At 70.7% G+C, this 16,522-nt stretch carries 15 protein-coding genes, 1 tRNA gene and 1 riboswitch; of the genes, 5 read left to right on the top strand and 11 right to left on the bottom strand.

Annotated elements, in window-relative coordinates:
• Nucleotides 1-70: 70 nt before the first annotated feature.
• Entirely contained in the window at nt 71-958 is an 888-nt protein-coding gene (locus tag ACI3KY_RS10175; RefSeq protein WP_404930054.1) for a transglutaminase family protein, read from the bottom strand.
• 160 nt (nt 959-1,118) lie between these two features.
• Between ACI3KY_RS10175 and ACI3KY_RS10180 the strand changes: the two genes are divergently transcribed.
• A complete protein-coding gene (locus ACI3KY_RS10180; protein ID WP_404930055.1) occupies nt 1,119-1,943 on the top strand; it encodes an SGNH/GDSL hydrolase family protein in 825 nt (274 codons plus the stop codon).
• Between the two features lie 69 nt (nt 1,944-2,012).
• Here ACI3KY_RS10180 and ACI3KY_RS10185 read toward each other — a convergent pair.
• A tRNA-Arg gene (locus ACI3KY_RS10185) sits at nt 2,013-2,085 on the bottom strand.
• Between the two features lie 254 nt (nt 2,086-2,339).
• Between ACI3KY_RS10185 and ACI3KY_RS10190 the strand changes: the two genes are divergently transcribed.
• Together ACI3KY_RS10190 and ACI3KY_RS10195 are read left to right on the top strand one after the other, a co-directional pair.
• Nucleotides 2,340-2,687 carry an ATP-dependent DNA ligase gene (locus ACI3KY_RS10190; protein WP_404930056.1) on the top strand — a complete coding sequence of 116 codons (348 nt, stop codon included), beginning with the start codon at nt 2,340-2,342 and terminating at the stop codon, nt 2,685-2,687.
• A gap of 90 nt (nt 2,688-2,777) precedes the next feature.
• The gene (locus tag ACI3KY_RS10195) at nt 2,778-3,041 is read left to right on the top strand and encodes a hypothetical protein (RefSeq protein WP_404930057.1); all 264 of its coding nucleotides are present in this window, start codon (nt 2,778-2,780) and stop codon (nt 3,039-3,041) included.
• A 33-nt stretch (nt 3,042-3,074) separates the two neighbouring features.
• Here ACI3KY_RS10195 and ACI3KY_RS10200 read toward each other — a convergent pair whose 3' ends face one another.
• The 9 genes from ACI3KY_RS10200 to ACI3KY_RS10240 form a co-directional block, all read right to left on the bottom strand.
• Nucleotides 3,075-4,055, bottom strand: coding sequence for a cation diffusion facilitator family transporter (locus tag ACI3KY_RS10200; RefSeq protein WP_404930091.1), 981 nt, complete (start codon nt 4,053-4,055; stop codon nt 3,075-3,077).
• A 5-nt stretch (nt 4,056-4,060) separates the two neighbouring features.
• Nucleotides 4,061-4,531, bottom strand: coding sequence for a hypothetical protein (locus tag ACI3KY_RS10205; RefSeq protein WP_404930058.1), 471 nt, complete (start codon nt 4,529-4,531; stop codon nt 4,061-4,063).
• A gap of 149 nt (nt 4,532-4,680) precedes the next feature.
• Nucleotides 4,681-6,552 carry an alkyl/aryl-sulfatase gene (locus tag ACI3KY_RS10210; RefSeq protein WP_404930059.1) on the bottom strand — a complete coding sequence of 624 codons (1,872 nt, stop codon included), beginning with the start codon at nt 6,550-6,552 and terminating at the stop codon, nt 4,681-4,683.
• Between the two features lie 38 nt (nt 6,553-6,590).
• Entirely contained in the window at nt 6,591-8,249 is a 1,659-nt protein-coding gene (locus ACI3KY_RS10215; RefSeq protein WP_404930060.1) for a SulP family inorganic anion transporter, read from the bottom strand.
• A 523-nt stretch (nt 8,250-8,772) separates the two neighbouring features.
• The gene (locus tag ACI3KY_RS10220; protein ID WP_404930061.1) at nt 8,773-9,093 is read right to left on the bottom strand and encodes a DMT family transporter; all 321 of its coding nucleotides are present in this window, start codon (nt 9,091-9,093) and stop codon (nt 8,773-8,775) included.
• 9 nt (nt 9,094-9,102) lie between these two features.
• Nucleotides 9,103-9,168: riboswitch (guanidine-III (ykkC-III) riboswitch) on the bottom strand.
• 62 nt (nt 9,169-9,230) lie between these two features.
• On the bottom strand, nt 9,231-10,190 hold the full coding sequence (locus ACI3KY_RS10225; RefSeq protein WP_404930062.1) for a CPBP family intramembrane glutamic endopeptidase: 960 nt from the start codon (nt 10,188-10,190) through the stop codon (nt 9,231-9,233).
• 32 nt (nt 10,191-10,222) lie between these two features.
• Nucleotides 10,223-11,467: an MFS transporter gene (locus ACI3KY_RS10230; RefSeq protein WP_404930092.1), complete on the bottom strand. Its 1,245-nt coding sequence runs from the start codon at nt 11,465-11,467 to the stop codon at nt 10,223-10,225.
• Nucleotides 11,468-11,574: 107 nt separating this feature from the next.
• Nucleotides 11,575-12,240, bottom strand: a complete 666-nt coding sequence (gene trmB, locus ACI3KY_RS10235) for a tRNA (guanosine(46)-N7)-methyltransferase TrmB (RefSeq protein WP_404930093.1) — start codon at nt 12,238-12,240, stop codon at nt 11,575-11,577.
• Between the two features lie 193 nt (nt 12,241-12,433).
• On the bottom strand, nt 12,434-13,276 hold the full coding sequence (locus ACI3KY_RS10240; protein WP_404930063.1) for a DUF3097 family protein: 843 nt from the start codon (nt 13,274-13,276) through the stop codon (nt 12,434-12,436).
• A gap of 322 nt (nt 13,277-13,598) precedes the next feature.
• Between ACI3KY_RS10240 and ACI3KY_RS10245 the strand changes: the two genes are divergently transcribed.
• Both ACI3KY_RS10245 and ACI3KY_RS10250 read left to right on the top strand, forming a co-directional pair.
• Nucleotides 13,599-15,632, top strand: a complete 2,034-nt coding sequence (locus ACI3KY_RS10245; RefSeq protein WP_404930064.1) for a TPM domain-containing protein — start codon at nt 13,599-13,601, stop codon at nt 15,630-15,632.
• Between the two features lie 99 nt (nt 15,633-15,731).
• Nucleotides 15,732-16,472: a PspA/IM30 family protein gene (locus ACI3KY_RS10250; protein ID WP_347978540.1), complete on the top strand. Its 741-nt coding sequence runs from the start codon at nt 15,732-15,734 to the stop codon at nt 16,470-16,472.
• Nucleotides 16,473-16,522: the final 50 nt, after the last annotated feature.

Raw genomic sequence — 16,522 nt, forward strand, 5'->3', positions numbered from 1 at the left:
CGGGTCCCGAACGTTCTGTCGCGAGCGGCCGGCCCGCGTCGGCCGGTCCACGATCACGGCTGACCGGTCGTCAGGAGATCTGCACCAGCGCCGCGAAGTCGTCGAGAGCCGGATCGGTCCAGACGCCCGCTCCGCTCGCCGGCGAGCCGAACTCGGCCGCCTGATCGACCGGGAGGGCTGCCGGGACGTCGAGGGGCGCCGCGTCGGGGACCGCCCACGCGTCGACATGCAGGCGAGTGAGGCCGACATAGCCGCCGTGGTAGCTGAGGAAGGCGCAGTCCGCGGCATCCCGACCCGTCGCGATGCGCACGAGCGACCGCCGGTTCGCCAGCCGCGTGGCGTCGATGACGTACCAGGCGCCGTCGAGGTACGCCTCGGCCACGGCGTGGAAGTCCATGGGTCGCAGGCCCGGCGCGTAGCAGGCGGCGTAGCGCGCGGGCATGTCCATCGCTCGCAGCAGGGCGATCACGACATGAGCGTAATCGCGGCACACGCCCTGCCCGGTCATCAGGGTCGTCACGGCGCTGTCGGTGCCCTGGCTGAGGCCGGGGGTGTACGTCGTGCTCGTCGAGACGAACTCCGACACCGCGGCGATGAGGTCGTGGCCGGAGAGGCCCTTGAACTGCCGGCGGGCCTGCTGGAACACCTCGTCGGACTGCGCGTAGCGGCTCGGGCGGAGGTAGGTGATGGCCTCGAGGTCGCTCGTGCGGCTCGTCGACGCCTGCCCGTCGACCGTGGCCTCGTAGCGGATCTCGAGGCGGCCGGGCTCGCCCGTGAGGCGATGCAGCCGGCTCCCCGACTGGTCGACGATCTCGGTCGGCGTGTACACACGATCGCCCTGGATGAACGTCAGCTGCTCGTTCGAGATCGGCACCGCCTGGGCAGCCGCGATCTGGAAGATGAGGTCGACGGATGCCCCCAGTTCGAGGTCCATCTCAGCGGTCACGACGCGTTGCACCGAAGTATCCTCGCACGCCGGGAAGGCTGCCTGGCACGGAGTTCCACAGGCCCGGCGGCAGGCGGCCGACCATGGCGCGGAACCTCAGGATCCTCCCTGGGGTTTCCCCTGTTCACGGCCCGAGTTCGGTGTTCCCCGAACCATGACTTACCCTCTTCTCATGCACGCGCCCGGCCGCACTCGCGCACGGCGGCTGTGGCTCCCCCTGCTGGGCGCTGCGCTGGCCGTCGCTGCGGTGTGCGCCGTGGCGGTCCTGCGACCCTGGGGCGCACCCGAGCCGGTGGCCCCCGTGGCCGTCGCGGAAGGGGATGCCGCGGTCGCGGCATCCGCTCCGCCCGCCCCTCTCGTGCTCGAAGAGGACGCGCGCGTCCTGGTGTTCGGCGACTCGTGGGTCTACGGATCGGCGGCGACGGTGCCGACGCTGGGCTTCGCGTACCTGCTCGCCGACGAGCTCGGCGTCGAGACCGTCGTGAACGGGGTGCGCGGCAGCGGATACCTGAAGCCGGGTCTCGACGGGCCGGCCTACGGCGAGCGCATCGCCGCCCTCGACCCCGCACTCGACCCCGACCTCATCATCGTCGAAGGCTCGATCAACGACCGCAAGCTGTACCCGACCGGGTACCGGGATGCCGTGACCGCCGCGTGGGACGCGCTTCAGGCCCGCTACCCCGACGCCGCGATCGTCGTCCTCGGCCCCTCACCGCAGGTGCTGCCGGTCGAGAGCGCGACGCGCGACATCGATGCGGAGCTCAGCGAGCTCGCCGCCGCGCGCGGCTGGTGGTACATCTCGCCGATCGGCGAGGACTGGATCACCACCACCAACTACCTCGACGTCATCGACACCGGGCCGATCGGGCGCGACCATCCGTCGACGGCCGGCCATGCGTACCTCGCCGGGCGAGTCGCCGACGCGATCGAGCGCATGGAGCAGCAGGCCGCGGTCGTGGCCGACGCCCCGCACGACGGCGAGACCGTCGCGCCCTGACTCGCGGCTCGCCCGAGTTGCTGCCCGACAAACAAAGAATCCCAGGCGAACCTGGGATTCTTTCTGTTGTGCCCCCGACAGGAATCGAACCTGCGACCTTTGGTACCGGAAACCAACGCTCTATCCCCTGAGCTACGGAGGCGTACCGATCGAGACTATCATCCCGTTCGCGCCGCCCTTTCACGGTGGCCACGGCCCGCAGGCGGCATCGGACCGCTCGACGCCGCAACCGCAGGCGTCCCCGGCGCGGCCGGCTTGTGCATCGGGAGACGGCTGTCAAGGGCTGGCCGCCACGGTGTACCCCGCGCCAGGATCGGAGGTGTATCTGAACGGCGTCCGCTCCCCAGCCGCACCTCCCCGATTCGTTCGCCGGCAGTCTCAGAACGGAGACGCACGATGGGCAAACTGACCTACGAAGGTACGGTGAAGGTCGATTTCGACGACCGTACACTCGCCCACCTGCAGCTGGTGATCGGCACCAAGCTGCGGCGCGGCGAGCCTTTCCATTTCACGTGGCGCGACGACGTCAGCATCGGCGACGGCCGCACCACCATCTGGGTGCACCCCCGCTGCGCGCTCGTCTACAAGTTCTACGGCAGCCGCACCCCCCAGCTGAATCCGGCCTGGATCGACGCCCTCGCGCACACGGCGAACTCGCCGTCCGGACTGTATCTCGTTCCCGAGCCCGCCCCGCCCGCGCCGGCGACCGCGGACGCCGCGGCGCAGGAGGACCTCATCGGCTGAACGGGGATACGCCACCCCCGAGGCCTTGTCAAGGCGATGGCCGTCGAGCCGCACGCAGTGCGACGGTGTACCCCGCGGACGGGAGCGCTCATGAAGCGGATCGACATTTACTACGGCGGGGACCACTACAGCGTCGGAGGACGCCGTCTCGAGGATCTCCGTGCGGAGGTCGAGGCGGGACTGGAAGGCGGCATTTACTGGCTGGAGGTCAACGACGGCGAAGGACAGATGCGGGCCGCGCACCTGCTGCTGTCGCCGGGTGTTGCGCTGGCGGTGGTGCCGGTGCCCGACGAGGACCCGGGTTCCGCGCCGGACCAGGACTGGTCGGAGGGCATAGCGCGGGCCAGCGGCTGAAGGAGCCCACGCCGACGCAGCCCCGAGGGCGCCTCAGGCCTCGCGCTGCGACCCCTGGCGCCTGGCCGGCTCCGCTTCGTCCGGAAGGCTGGCCGTCACGATGACCACCACGTCCTGGACCTTCCAGTCCAGCCGCGCCACGGAGGAGCGCACGTCTTCGATGTCGTCCAGTCGCACGTCGTCGCGGGTCGGCACGACGAAGACCTCCACGTGGAACACCTGGCCCATGTCGCGCATGCGCACGGCACTCTCGCGCACCCAGGGGAACTCCTCCACCCGGTTCGCGATGCGCGCGATCAGGGGGTGCGGTCGGGCATCGTCCTCCGTGCGCGCGCGCTGATCGATGAGATCGCGCACCGCCGCGCGCGAGTTGCGCCAGCCGTCCCAGAGGATGCCGAGCGAGATGAACAGTGCGGCCGCGCCGTCCAGCCACCACAGGCCGATGCCGACGCCGAGCACCCCCACGATCGAGGCCACTGTGGAGGTCCAGTCGGCCTTGGCCATGTCGGCATCCGCATACAGCACCTTGTTGTGCAGCTTCGGCGCGAGCTTCGCTTTCGCGTTCCCGTAGAAGAACGGTCCGATCACGATCACGCTCATCACCGCGACCATGAACCAGCCGAGCCAGATCGTCTGCCCGAAGATGTACACCGTGCCGATGGAGGGGTGCTCGCCGGCCACCAGGCCGCTGATCGCCTCGTACGCGAGGTCGCCGCCGACCGCGAGCAGTGCGACCCCGGCCACCAGGTGCCCGACTCCCATCACGCGGTGCAGGCCGAAGGGGAAGGCGCGCGTCGGGCGACGCCGGATGAACAGGAGCGCGACGAGGAAGGAGATCTGCGGGATCAGCGAGAGCATGTCCTCGATCCACGCGGTCTTCATCGCCTGAGAGCCGCCGACCACGAGCGCGATCACACCGATCGTCACCACCGTGTAGCCGATGGTGAACCATTCCCACCGGATGGCGCTGCGGAGCGCGTTCTGCTGCTCCGGAGGCAGGTCGGTGCGTCCCATCGTCTTCACGGCGCGACCTCCTTGTCGAGGTAGCCCTCGATGGCGGCCTGCCACCCGTTCTCCCCCAGCGGGAGCAGCAGCACGACCGGACCGCGCGCACCGGGAATGGTGTCGTAGGCCCGCGTCACCGCCACCCGGGCGGACCACGGCGTCGCGTCGGTCATCCCCCCGATCGCGAGGTCGATGTCCCCGGTCTCCAGATCATCGACGAGGTCCTCCTCGCTGCCGACCGTCCACTCGACCCGGGCATCGAGCGACTCGGCGAGACCCTCGACGAGCTCGGCCAGCGAACCCCCGACCTCCGAGCCGTCGACGGTGACGAGTTCACCGGAGGCCGATGCACCTGCGTGGAGCACTCCCCCGCGCACGCGGTCCAGCGTGCCCAGCGGGTCGCTCGGCACGGTGAGCCCGCAGCCCGCGAGGCAGAGCGCGATCGCCAGCAGGGGCACGAAGCAGGCGCGTCGCCACCGGTCCATGCTCCGAGTCTTGCCGACCGCCCCACCCGCAGGGAGCGCCTTGACCCTCTCTGACCGGCCTGGTACGGCGCCCGAGAGCCCCATGGACACGGGCACGGACGCGGAGAGCCGGCATCACCGAAGCGATGCCGGCTCTCAGCTCCGGGCCGCTAGGGCAGGACGATCTCGAAGTTCGGATCGGCCTCGTCGAGCACGCCGAGGATCTGCTGCAGGACGCCCTCGTCGCCGCGAACCTCGATGCCCGCGCTCTGGGTGTCACCGCCCGCCATCTGGATCAGGCGCATCTTCGACAGGGTGAGCTGCAGCGGCGTGGCGGGATCGGGCTCGCGCTCGACGTAGATCAGCACCCCGTTGCGCAGCGTCAGGTGGAAGCTGCGGCCGAGGTCGGTGAGCGTCAGGTCCACCGCGAGATCGAGGTCCCATGCCCTGGGTCCGTTGACACGGATGGCGAGCGCATCGAGGAGCTGCTCCGGGGTGAGCTGGGCGATGATGAGCGGTGCCGCCGTCACCGTGGGGGTTCCGAAGTTGCCGTCGCGCAGCTCCGTCGCGCCCGAGAGGTAGAAGTTGCGCCACGTGCCGTTCTCCGCCCCATACGCGAGCTGTTCGAGCGTGTCGGCGTACAGGGTGCGAGCGGCGGCGTGGCCCGAGTCCGCGAACACCGCATGGTCCAGGAGTGTCGCCGCCCACCGGAAGTCGCCGGTATCGAAGGCGGTCTGCGCGAGCTCCACGACCCGGTCGACACCGCCGATCGCCTCGACGTAGCGCTCGGCCAGCGCCTCGGGCGGGTGCGGCCAGAGCCGCGCCGGGTTGCCGTCGAACCAGCCCATGTAGCGCTGGTAGATCGCCTTGACGTTGTGGCTCACCGATCCGTAGTAGCCGTGCGTGCTCCAGGATGCCTCGAGCGCCGGTGGCAGCTGGATCAGCTCGGCGATCTCGGCGCCGTTGTAGCCCTGGTTGAGCAGACGCAGCGTCTGGTCGTGGAGGTAGCCGTACAGGTCGCGCTGGATCGTGAGGAACCCGTTGACCGCCTCGTTGCCCCACGTCGGCCAGTGGTGCGACGCGAACACCACCTCGGCCTCGTCGCCGTACCGCTCGATCGCCTCGGTGAGGTATTGCGACCAGATGTGCGGGTCGCGCACGACGGCACCGCGCAGCGTCAGCAGGTTGTGGAGGGTGTGCGTGGCGTTCTCCGCCATGCACAGCGCCCTGTAGCGCGGGAGGTAGAAGTGCATCTCGGACGGGGCCTCGGTGCCGGGCGCCATCTGGAACTCGAACTCCACGCCGTCGCACGTGTGCGTCTCGCCGGTCGTCTTCACCTCGAGGGTCGGCGGCAGGATCGTCGGGTTGCCGGTCGACGTCGTCTGCCCGAGTCCTGCGCCCACTTGGCCCTGAGGTCCGCGCTCGAGGGCGGCGCCGTACATGTAACCGGCGCGCCGCGACATCGCCGTGCCCGCGTACACGTTCTCGGCGACGGAGTGCTCGAGGAACCCCTCGGGCACGACGATCTGCACCTTGCCGGCTTCGACGTCGTCCTGGCTGACGATGCCGAGCACGCCGCCGAAGTGGTCGATGTGGCTGTGCGAGTGGATCACCGCGTGGATCGGACGGTCACCGCGGTGCGCGCGGTACAGGGCCATCGCCGCCGATGCGGTCTCGACCGAGATGAGCGGGTCCACGACGATCACGCCGGTGTCGCCCTCGATGACGGACATCACCGAGAGGTCGAGTCCGCGCACCTGATAGATGCCGGGGACGACTTCGAAGAGACCGTGCTTCGCCACGAGCTTCGACTGCCGCCAGAGACTCGGGTGGACGGAGTCGGGCGCGTCGCCCTGCACGAAGTCGTAGGTGGAGGCATCCCACACCACCTCTCCCTTGTCGTTGCGGATCTTCGGGTCGTCAAGCGTGCCGAGGAACCCGCGCTCCACCGCGGCGAAGTCATCGACGTCGTCGAACGGCAGGGACGCGAGGGCCTCCGCCTGGGCCTGTCTGATCGACGCCTCCGGTTCGCGCTGCTGCATGTGCTTCTCCCTTTCCTGCCGGCCGGATGACCTGATCCTCAGTCTTTCGAAACGCCGTCGCGATCGGCAAGCCGCGCGACGGCGGCACGGTTGGTGGTGAAGAAGGCCTGACCGGACACGAGTCCGAGCTCCTCCAGGCGGGCCCTGGTGGGTGGCCGGACACGGCTGAAGGCGAGCGTCACGTCGTGGTCGTCGAGCCACTGCTCGAGGGACTGGAAGGCTTCGGCGCCCGTCACGTCGATGTCGCTGACGGCCTCCATGTCGATGACGACGTGGCGCACGGGCTCGTCGGCGCCCGCGACGGCGCGCTTGACGGCCGTCGTGAACACCTCGCCGTTGGCGAAGAACAGCGGGGCGGCCATCCGCACCACGACGAGACCCGGCGCGGTCGTGGCGCCGGTGGGGGCGCCCTCCAGCAGGGACTGCTTGGCGTCGTCGTCCGCCTCGAGCACATCGATCGCCGGGTTCGCGGCGCGCTTGGCGAGGTTGATCAGGGCGAGGACGAAGGCGACCAGGATGCCGGGGATGGCGCCCACGAACAGCGTCACCAGGAAGCACGTGGCGGCGACGGCGAACTCGAACCGGTCCTGGCGCCACAGCCGGCCGAACTCGCGGATGCCGAGAAGCGGCAGGATCGCGACACCGACGACGGCGCCGATGGCGGGCGACGGGATGTCGGCGAGCAGCGCGGTGCCGAACAGCAGGAGGAGCAGCGTTCCCACGGCGAGGACGAGCGACGGCAGCTGGGTGCGCGAGCCGGCCTGATCCATCGCGGCCGTGCGCGACGTCGACGAGCCCATCGCGAAGCTGCCCTGCGCACCGGCGGCGATGTTGCCGAGGCCGAACGCGAGCAGGTCCCGGTTCGCGTGGAACGGGTAGCCGTGCTTCTCGGCGTAGGAGCGCGAGACGAGCAGCCCTTCGGCCGTCGTCACGAGCGTGAGCGCTATCGCGGACGGCACCAGCGCCAGCCACATCGACCAGTCGAGGACGGGCCACGTGAGGGCGGGCGGACCCGCGGGCACCTCGCCGAGCACATCGACGCCCTTGTCGGCGAGATCGGCCCAGACGACCACGACGGTCGACACGATCAGCACCACGAGCGCCCACGGGATCTTCGGCAGGAACCGCCGTCCGAGCAGCAGCACCGCCACCGACACGGCCGCCACCGTGAGCGACCACGCGTTGAAGGTGTTCAGTCCGAGCACGAGACCCGACACCTTGTCGAGGAACTCGCCGCCGGAGTCGATCTTGACCCCGAGCATCTTGGCGATCTGGCTCACCAGGATGTCGAGTGCCAGACCGCCGACGAACCCGACGAGGATCGGCTTCGAGAGGAAGCTCGCGAGGAACCCGAGCTTGAACACCGACATGAGCAGGAACAGGATGCCGCTGATGATGGCCTGCGCGAGGGCGAGCGTCGCGTAGTCCGCGCTGCCGACGGCCGCCAGCCCGCCGATCGACGAGGCGACCAGCGCGGCAGCCGCGGCATCGGGTGACACCACGAGCTGCCGGGACGACACGAGCAGGGCATAGATGACGGTCGGCACGATGAGCGCGTACAGCCCGGCCGTCGGCGGAAGGCCGGCGATCTGCGCGTAGCCGATGTTCAGCGGGATGGCGATCGCGAGCAGTGTGACCCCCGCCGTGAGCTCGGTGACGAGATTACGCGGGGTCAATCCCGCGAGAGGTCGTTGCATGCCGGCTCCTGGGAGGCGTGGGGCGGAAACAGACCTGTCCACCTTGGCACGGCGTGAGGGCTTCGCATCCGATCGCCCGGGAAGAGAGCCGATCACACCGGTTCGCCCGTGGCGGCCGCCCCCACCCGCGCTCCATCAGAATCGCCGTCGGCTCCGCCACGCGATCGGGGGCTGAGGAGCGCGCCGAGTCCCGCCGGTCGTGATACGAGCGCGGAACCCGTTGCGAGGCGCGCCTCGCCGGGGCTCCGGCTTCGCGGACGAGCCCCGGCGACGCCGGGCAGACAGCGATGATCCCCTCGGTGCCGAAGCGCCGGGGGGATCGTCAATGCGAAGTGTGGTTTCCGTGTCCGGTTCCCTTTCGGGTTCCTCGTCTCCGTATTCTCTTCGCACTACCGAATGTGCTCCCCCGTGCGCCGCGCGTCAAGAGTTCATCCGGAAGTCATCTCGACGTCAGGTTGAGAGTGAGACGACGGACAGGATGCCGCGGCATCCGGTCCGTCTGTCGTCACGCGGGTGCGCGGCCTCAGTCGTGGCCGACCAGCTTCAGGCCCACCACGCAGCCCACGAGGCCGAGGATCAGCAGCATCCTGACGAGCGAGAACGCCTCGTCGCCCGTGATCATGGCGTACGCGACGGTGAGGGATGCGCCGATCCCGACCCAGACCGCGTACGCGGTGCCGGTGGAGATGTCGCGCATGGCCCAGGCGAGGCCTCCCATGCTCAGGGCCAGCGACACGCCGAAGACCACGGTCGGCCACAGCTTGGTGAAGCCCTCGCTCTTGCCGAGCGCAGTGGCCCAGACCGCCTCGAGTACTCCGGACACGATGAGAACGACCCACGACATGACGATGCTCCTGGCCAGTCTTGTCGCTCACCGGGTACTGATCCGTCGTCCGGGGATCCGGTCGGGGATCCGCGCTCCAGCCTACTCACGACCGCTGGGCACCGCCTGGGCAGCGCCAGGGCACGCCCCGCCCGCGGTCACACGAGGAACAGGCGGTCCAGCAGGCCGGGGTTGTGCGCGTGGACGAGCACGAGGAACACGACGGCGTCGAAGAGCAGATGCACCGTCACGACGTAGGCGAGCGAACGCGTCTTCATGAAGATGAAGCCCTGCAGCAGCGCGAACGGGATCGTGAGCAGCGGCCCCCATGCCTGATAGCCCAGCTCCCACAGGAAGGACACGAACACCACCGACTGCAGCAGGTTCGCCTGCCAGAACGGGAAGTGCCGGCGCAGCAGGGCCAGGCACGTGCAGATGAAGAACAGCTCGTCCCAGATCCCCACCGCACCGACTCCGACGAAGAGCCGGGCGATGAGCTCGGGCGTGTCGACGACCGGCCAGTTGAGGTAGACGCCCGAGGTGATGAAGTAGAACGGCAGGATCAGCCACCCGAGCAGGAGCACCGCGACCAGCCACGTCCATTGGAACCGGGTCCAGCGCCCGCCGCCGCGCCACGGGAAGCGGATGGCGCCTCGCCTGTCGGCCCCGTCCCGGTACACCCAGCGCGAGATCGCATAGGGCACCGCCACCGCGCCGCCGAGCGCGAGGGCGAACCGCAGGATCGCGAGGTCGTCGAGCTCGGCCTTCAGCGGGATGGCACTCACGATGAGCAGTCCCACGGCGATGAGCGACAGGTCGCGCAACAGGGAGGGGGAACGGATGCCGGCGGTCGTGGCCGTGCCGGATGCGGCGACGCGCTCCGCGCTCGGTCGGCCAGGATCCGCGCGACCGGAGACCGAGGCACGACCGTCGCCGCCGGCATCCCTCCGCGCGATCACCACGGCTATCGCGAGTCCCGCCGCCAGCAGCACCCAGCCGAGCCACGGCACCCGCGCGACGAAGAAGGCCGGCGCGGCCAGGCACACCAGGAGCGCCGGCACCAGGCCCCACGACCAGGCGGCGACCGGCGCGTGTCGGGCATCAGGGTGTGCGGGCATGCGGGCGGCTCCGGAGACGGGGGCGGACGGGGTCAGTGGTCGAGCGGGTGCGCGATCTCATCCTTCGCCATCCCGGCCACCAGGTAGGCCAGCACGCCGAGCACGAGCGGGATCACGCCTGCGGCGATGAAGATCGCCTCGATGGGGACCACCTCGGCGAGCGGGCCCGCCAGGGCCATCGACAGCGGCATGAGGGCAAGCGACACGAAGAAGTCGAGGCTCGAGATGCGCCCGAGCATGCGCCGAGGTACGCGGCGCTGCAGCAGCGTCCCCCAGATCACCTGTCCGTAGCTGAAAGCGAAGCCGACGACGAACAGGCACAGGGCCATCAGCCAGTACTGGTGGGTGATCCCGACGACGGCGAACGGCAGGGAGCCCACGCCCCAGACGCCGATCATGACCGTCAGGTACCGGCGCGGCAGCTTCAGCGAGGACACGACGATCGAGCCCAGCACGCCGCCGACGCCGTAGATCGCGAGAAGGAAGCCGAACAGCCGCGGATCCTCCCCCACGCGCTCGCGGGTCACGAACGGCAGCAGCACCTCCTCCGGGCCGATGAACACCAGCGCCCATCCCGTTGCGAACAGCAGTGTCCACAGCAGCCACGGCGTGCGGACGGTGAACTCGACAGCCTCGCGCAGGTCGTGCAGCACGCCGCGCACCCCTTCGGGCGCGTCGCGCTGCTCGGAGTCCGTCGTCGCCGGCTCGGGCCGCACGAACATCAGCAGCACCAGCGCCAGTGCGTGCGCCGCCACGACGCCCCATGCGGCGTGCGCCGGCGCGATCACGGCAGCGACGAGCACGCCCGCCACGGCGGGGCCGGCAGCCTGCTGCAGGGCGGGCCGGATCGCACCCTCGAGGCCGTTGGCCGCGAGCAGCTGCGCGGGCGGCAGGATGCGGGGCAGGATCGCGCTGTACGCCGGGAAGAAGAACCCGGCGCCCGCCCCGAGCACGAAGGCGGCGATCGCGAGATGCGGGATCGTCACCGCGCCGAGCACGCCCGCGATCGCGACCGACGAGATCGCCAGCAGGTTCAGCAGCTCGACGACGCGCAGGATCAGCCGGCGCGGAATGCGGTCGGCCGCGATGCCGCCCGGGATGGCGCACGCGAGCAGTCCGACCGCGTTGGAGGCGGCGACCACCGAGAGATCGAGCGGCCCGCCGCCGGCGCCGATGACCGTGTACACCATGACCACGGCCCACATGCCGGCGCCGAAGATCGACAGCACCACCGCCCCGAACAGCATGCGGAAATCACGATGCGCGAGCGGACGCAGGAAACGCCACCGGTCGCGGCGGGCGGGCGCTGCGCCGGTCCCGGCATCGAGGGCGGCGTCGCGGTCGGGAACGGGATCGGGCGCGGCAGCAGGCCGCGGGCCTGAGCTCATGACCTCGCGGTGCGGCGGTACGACAGATCGCGGATGTCGCGTCCCACGCGCGCGCCCTTGCGCTCGAACGCCGTGAGCACCCTGCCCTCGAAGCGGGGCGCCCACTCCCCCTCGAACGTCGGGATGAACTCCGGCGCCTCACCCAGGACCGCGCGCATCTGGACGGCGTAGTCCTCCCAGTCCGTCGCCAGGCGCAGCACCCCGCCGTCCTTCAGCACGCCGGCCGCGATCGCCGCGAACCCGTCCGCGACGAGACGCCGCTTGGTGTGCTTCTTCTTGTGCCACGGGTCGGGGAAGAACACCCACAGCTCGTCGACGGATGCCGGCGGCAGCAGGTGCTGCAGCACCTCGGGCGCGTTCGCCTCGACCAGTCGCAGGTTGCGCGCGCCGGCGCGGTCGGCATCCAGCATGGTGCGGGCGAGTCCGGCCCGGAAGACCTCGATGGCCAGGAAGTCGGTGTCGGGATGGGAAGTGGCGGCATGCACGATCGCGTGGCCCTGCCCCGACCCGATCTCGACGACGAGCGGCGCCTCCCGCCCCCACACCGCCGCCGGGTCGATCGGCGACCCCGGCAGGATGCTGGTGGCGGCGAGGTCACGGGGGGCCTCGATCACGTACTGCGGGGCGAGCTCGATCCAGGCGCGATCCTGGGCCTCCGACATCCGTCCGCTCCGGCGCACGAACGACACCGGCTTCTCACGGAATGTGCGGGTCTCAGGGCTCGGCGGGGCGGCATCGGTCACTCGTCCAGGCTACCGAGCGCGCCGGACGCTGCAGATTCCTGCGAGCGCGGCAGTTCGCGACGCCGCGGTCGCAGGAGACTGCAGCGTTCGCGGACCGGATGCCGCACTGCCGCTACTGCGGAACCGTGACGAAGTCGATGAGCTCCTCGACCCGGCCGAGGAACGCCGGCTCCAGGTCGCGGTAGCTCTTCACCGACGCCAGGATGCGCTGCCACGCCCGCGCGATGTCGGCCTGGTCGCGCGCCGGCCAGCCGAGCGCGCGGCAGACGCCGACCTTGAACTCGGTGCCGCGCGGCACCTCGGGCCACCGCTCGATGCCCATGGCGCGGGGCGTGACGCACTGCCACACGTCGATCCACGGGTGCCCCACGATGAGCACGTGGGCGCCGTGCCGTCCGCGCGCGATCGTGTCGGCGATGCGCGACTCCTTGGATCCGGGCACGAGGTGGTCGACGAGCACCCCGTAGCGGCGCTCGGCGGTCGGCGGCTCCTCGTCGAGCGCGGCATCCAGCAGATCGATGCCCTGCAGGTACTCCACGACGACGCCCTCGGCGCGCAGGTCGTCGCCCCATACCCGCTCGACCAGTTCGGCGTCGTGCCGGCCCTCGACGAGGATGCGGCTCGCGCGTGCCGTGCGCGCGCGCGTGTCGGCGGCGGCGAACGAACCGGATGCCGTCCGCTGCGGGCCGGTGCGGGCCGGTGCTGCGACGGGCGGCCCGAGCACGACATCCCTGCCCTCGATGAGGAAGCCCGGCCCGAGCGGGAAGAGCCGGCGGCGGCCGGTGCGGTCCTCGAGCTCGACCAGCCCGCCCGAGACGGCGACGACGGCGCCGCAGAACCCGTCGCCGGCGACCTCGACGACGAGATCACGGGATGCCGCGACCCGCGGCACCTCGCGAACACCGTGCCCCTTCCACCCCGTGGCCAGCACATCCCCGCCGTAGCGATCGTCCATGGTCCTCCTCCGGATGGGCAGGCTACCCGCTCGCCGCCCCGGCGCCCCGCAGCGACCCGCACCGCACGCCCGCCGCACACGCGACCTTCCCCCCTGTCGACCTGCCTCAGATGTACGCGATGCGCCGCGCCGGCCGTACATCTACGCGACGTCAACGACGGCAAGGGACGGTGGATGGGGCAGCCGCGGGGGACGAGGGGCAGGGAGCATCCCTACGTTCTCGGCGAACACACATGCACGGCCGGGGCCGTGGGCTATCGTCGTATCCCCGCGGCTGAATAGACTCGCCGGAGGGGTAACCCGAATCCCAGAGGGGGGATCGATGCGACTGCGATGGGCTGCAGCGCTGGCGTCCGCTGCGGTGGTCGCGGTCACGGCGATCGGCGGCACGGCCGCCCTGGCGACTCCCCCGGTGTCGCTCGGCTCGAACCACATCCTGGACGACTCCGGCGTGCTCTCTTCGAGCGAGGAAGCCGAAGCAGAGGCTCGGCTCGAGCAGCTCTCGTCCGAGACCGACGTCGACCTCTGGGTCGTCTACGTCGACGAGTTCAGCGACCCCTCGAACTCGGCCGACTGGGCGAACCAGACCGCCGCGGACAACGGGCTCGGCCCCACGCAGTACCTTCTCGCCGTCGCCACCGACGGGCGGCAGTTCTACCTCTCCGGCGACTCCGCCGGGCCCCTCACCCAGGACCAGCTCGCGACGATCGAGCAGCAGCGGATCCAGCCGGCGCTCGCGCAGGACGACTGGCTGGGCGCTGTCGACGCCGCGGCCGACGGCCTGACCGATGCCGTCGGCGGCGGGTCCGGCGCCCCCGACTCGGGCGCATCCGGCGGGTCGTGGTTCACGTGGCTCCTGGTCATCGTCGCCGTGGCCGTCGGCATCGTGCTGCTCGTGATGTTCCTGCGTCGCCGGCGCACCCGCGCAGCGGTGCCAGGCGGACCGAGCGGTCCGCCGCAGCCGAGCATCGAAGACCTCGAACGACGCGCGTCGTCGCTCCTCGTCGAGACGGACGATGCGCTCAAGACCAGCTCGCAGGAGCTGGGCTTCGCCAAGGCGCAGTTCGGGGATGCCGCGACCACAGAGTTCGAGTCGGCCCTGGCGACCGCACAGCAGAGCCTCGATGAGGCGTTCGGGCTCAAGCAGCGACTCGACGACGCGGAGCCCGACTCCGAGGCCGACGTCCGCGCCTGGAACGAGCGCATCATCGCCCTCTGCGAGGCCGCGAACGCGCTGCTCGACGAGAAGGCCGCGGCGTTCGACGAGCTGCGCAAGCTCGAGCAGAACGCCCCGGAGGCGCTCGCCCGGCTGCAGGACGAGCGGGCGAAGGCGGGGGCAGCCCTCGACCAGGCGATCGCGCGACTGCAGGAGCTGCAGACGGCCTACGCCCCCGAAGCGCTCGCTACCGTCGCCGACAACCCGGCGCAGGCGCGCCAGCGCCTGGCGTTCGCCGATGAGCAGCTCGCCGCCGCGCAGACCGCCATCGGCGCCGGCCACGGCGGCGAGGCCGCGGTGGGCATCCGGGCCGCCGAAGAGGCGGTGGGCCAGGCGACACTGCTCGAGGACGCGATCGAGAAGCTCGCGACCGACCTCGCCGCCGGCGAACGCAATGCCGCCGCCCTCGTCAGCGAGCTCGAGAGCGACATCGCGGCGGCATCCGCGCTGCCCGATGCCGACGGGCGGATCGCGAGCGTGATCGCCGCCACGCGACAGCAGCTCGACGCCGCGCGCACACAGCTGACCGGCCAGGCACGCCGCCCGCTCGCCGCACTGCAGAGCCTCGAAGCCGCCAACGCACAGATCGACTCGCTCCTGCAAGGGGTGCGGGATGCCGCGGCCCAGGCGGAGCGCGCACGGCAGATGGTGGGCCAGGTCATGATGCAGGCGCACGCGCAGGTGTCGGCGGCGGAGGACTACATCATGGCGCGCCGCGGCGCCGTCGGCGCACAGGCCCGCACGCGCTTGGCGGAGGCCGGCGCATCACTGGCCCGTGCTCAGGCGCTGCAGGCGAGCGACCCCGCGCAGGCGATGCAGCAGGCCCAGCGCGCCGATCAGCTCGCGGGACAGGCGATCCAGCTGGCACAGGACGACGTCGGCGCGTTCGACGGCGGTGGAATGGGCGGCATGTTCGGCGGCGGGTCGCAGGGAGGCCAGTCGGGCGGCGGCATGCTCGGCGCCGTCCTCGGCGGCATCGTCCTCAATTCTGTGCTGAGCGGCGGACGCTCCTCGGGCGGAGGGCTCGGCGGCTTGGGCGGCATGCTCGGCGGAGGCGGCGGTCGCTCCTCCGGCGGCATGCGACCCGGTAGCTTCGGAGGCGGCGGCACCCGCGCCCGCCGAGGAGGTGGCCGCTTCTGACCCCTCCACACGGAGCCGCCCGCGAACGCCGCCCGCGGCATCCATTCCCCAGACCAGACTCACCGACCCAGAACTGAAGTCCGATAGGAAGGAAATCCGATGGCGAAGCAGTCCATCTTCGGTCGCATCTCGACCCTCATGAAGGCGAACATCAACGCACTCCTCGACTCCGCAGAGGACCCGCAGAAGATGCTCGACCAGCTCGTGCGCGATTACACGAACTCGATCGCCGACGCCGAGTCGGCCATCGCCGAGACGATCGGCAACCTGCGCCTGCTCGAGCGCGACCACCAGGAGGACGTCCAGGCGGCCACCGAGTGGGGCAACAAGGCTCTCGCCGCGAGCCGCAAGGCTGACGAGCTGCGCAAGGCCGGAAACACCACGGACGCCGACAAGTTCGACAACCTCGCGAAGATCGCGCTGCAGCGCCAGATCAGCGAGGAGAACGAGGCACGGGCGATCGCGCCGACCATCGCGACGCAGAACGAGGTCGTCGAGAAGCTCAAAGAGGGCCTCAACGGCATGAAGCAGAAGCTGGAGCAGCTGCGGTCCAAGCGCTCCGAACTGCTCGCGCGCGCCAAGACCGCCGAGGCCCAGAACAAGGTGCACGACGCCGTCAAGTCGATCGACGTGCTCGACCCGACGAGCGAGCTCGGCCGGTTCGAAGACAAGGTGCGCCGCCAGGAGGCACTGGCCGCCGGCAAGCAGGAGCTCGCCGCGTCGAGCCTGGACGCCCAGTTCAACGCCCTCGAGGACGTCGGCGAGCTGACCGAGGTCGAGGCGCGCCTCGCTGCGCTGAAGACCGGCGGCGCGCCGGTGCAGGCCGCGATCGAGAACTGACCCCTTCGGGGTTGACGAGGGCGCCGGGTCCGTGAGGATCCGGCGCCCTT

It is taken from the genome of Microbacterium sp. ZW T2_14, assembly GCF_044987405.1.
Lineage (GTDB): Bacteria > Actinomycetota > Actinomycetes > Actinomycetales > Microbacteriaceae > Microbacterium.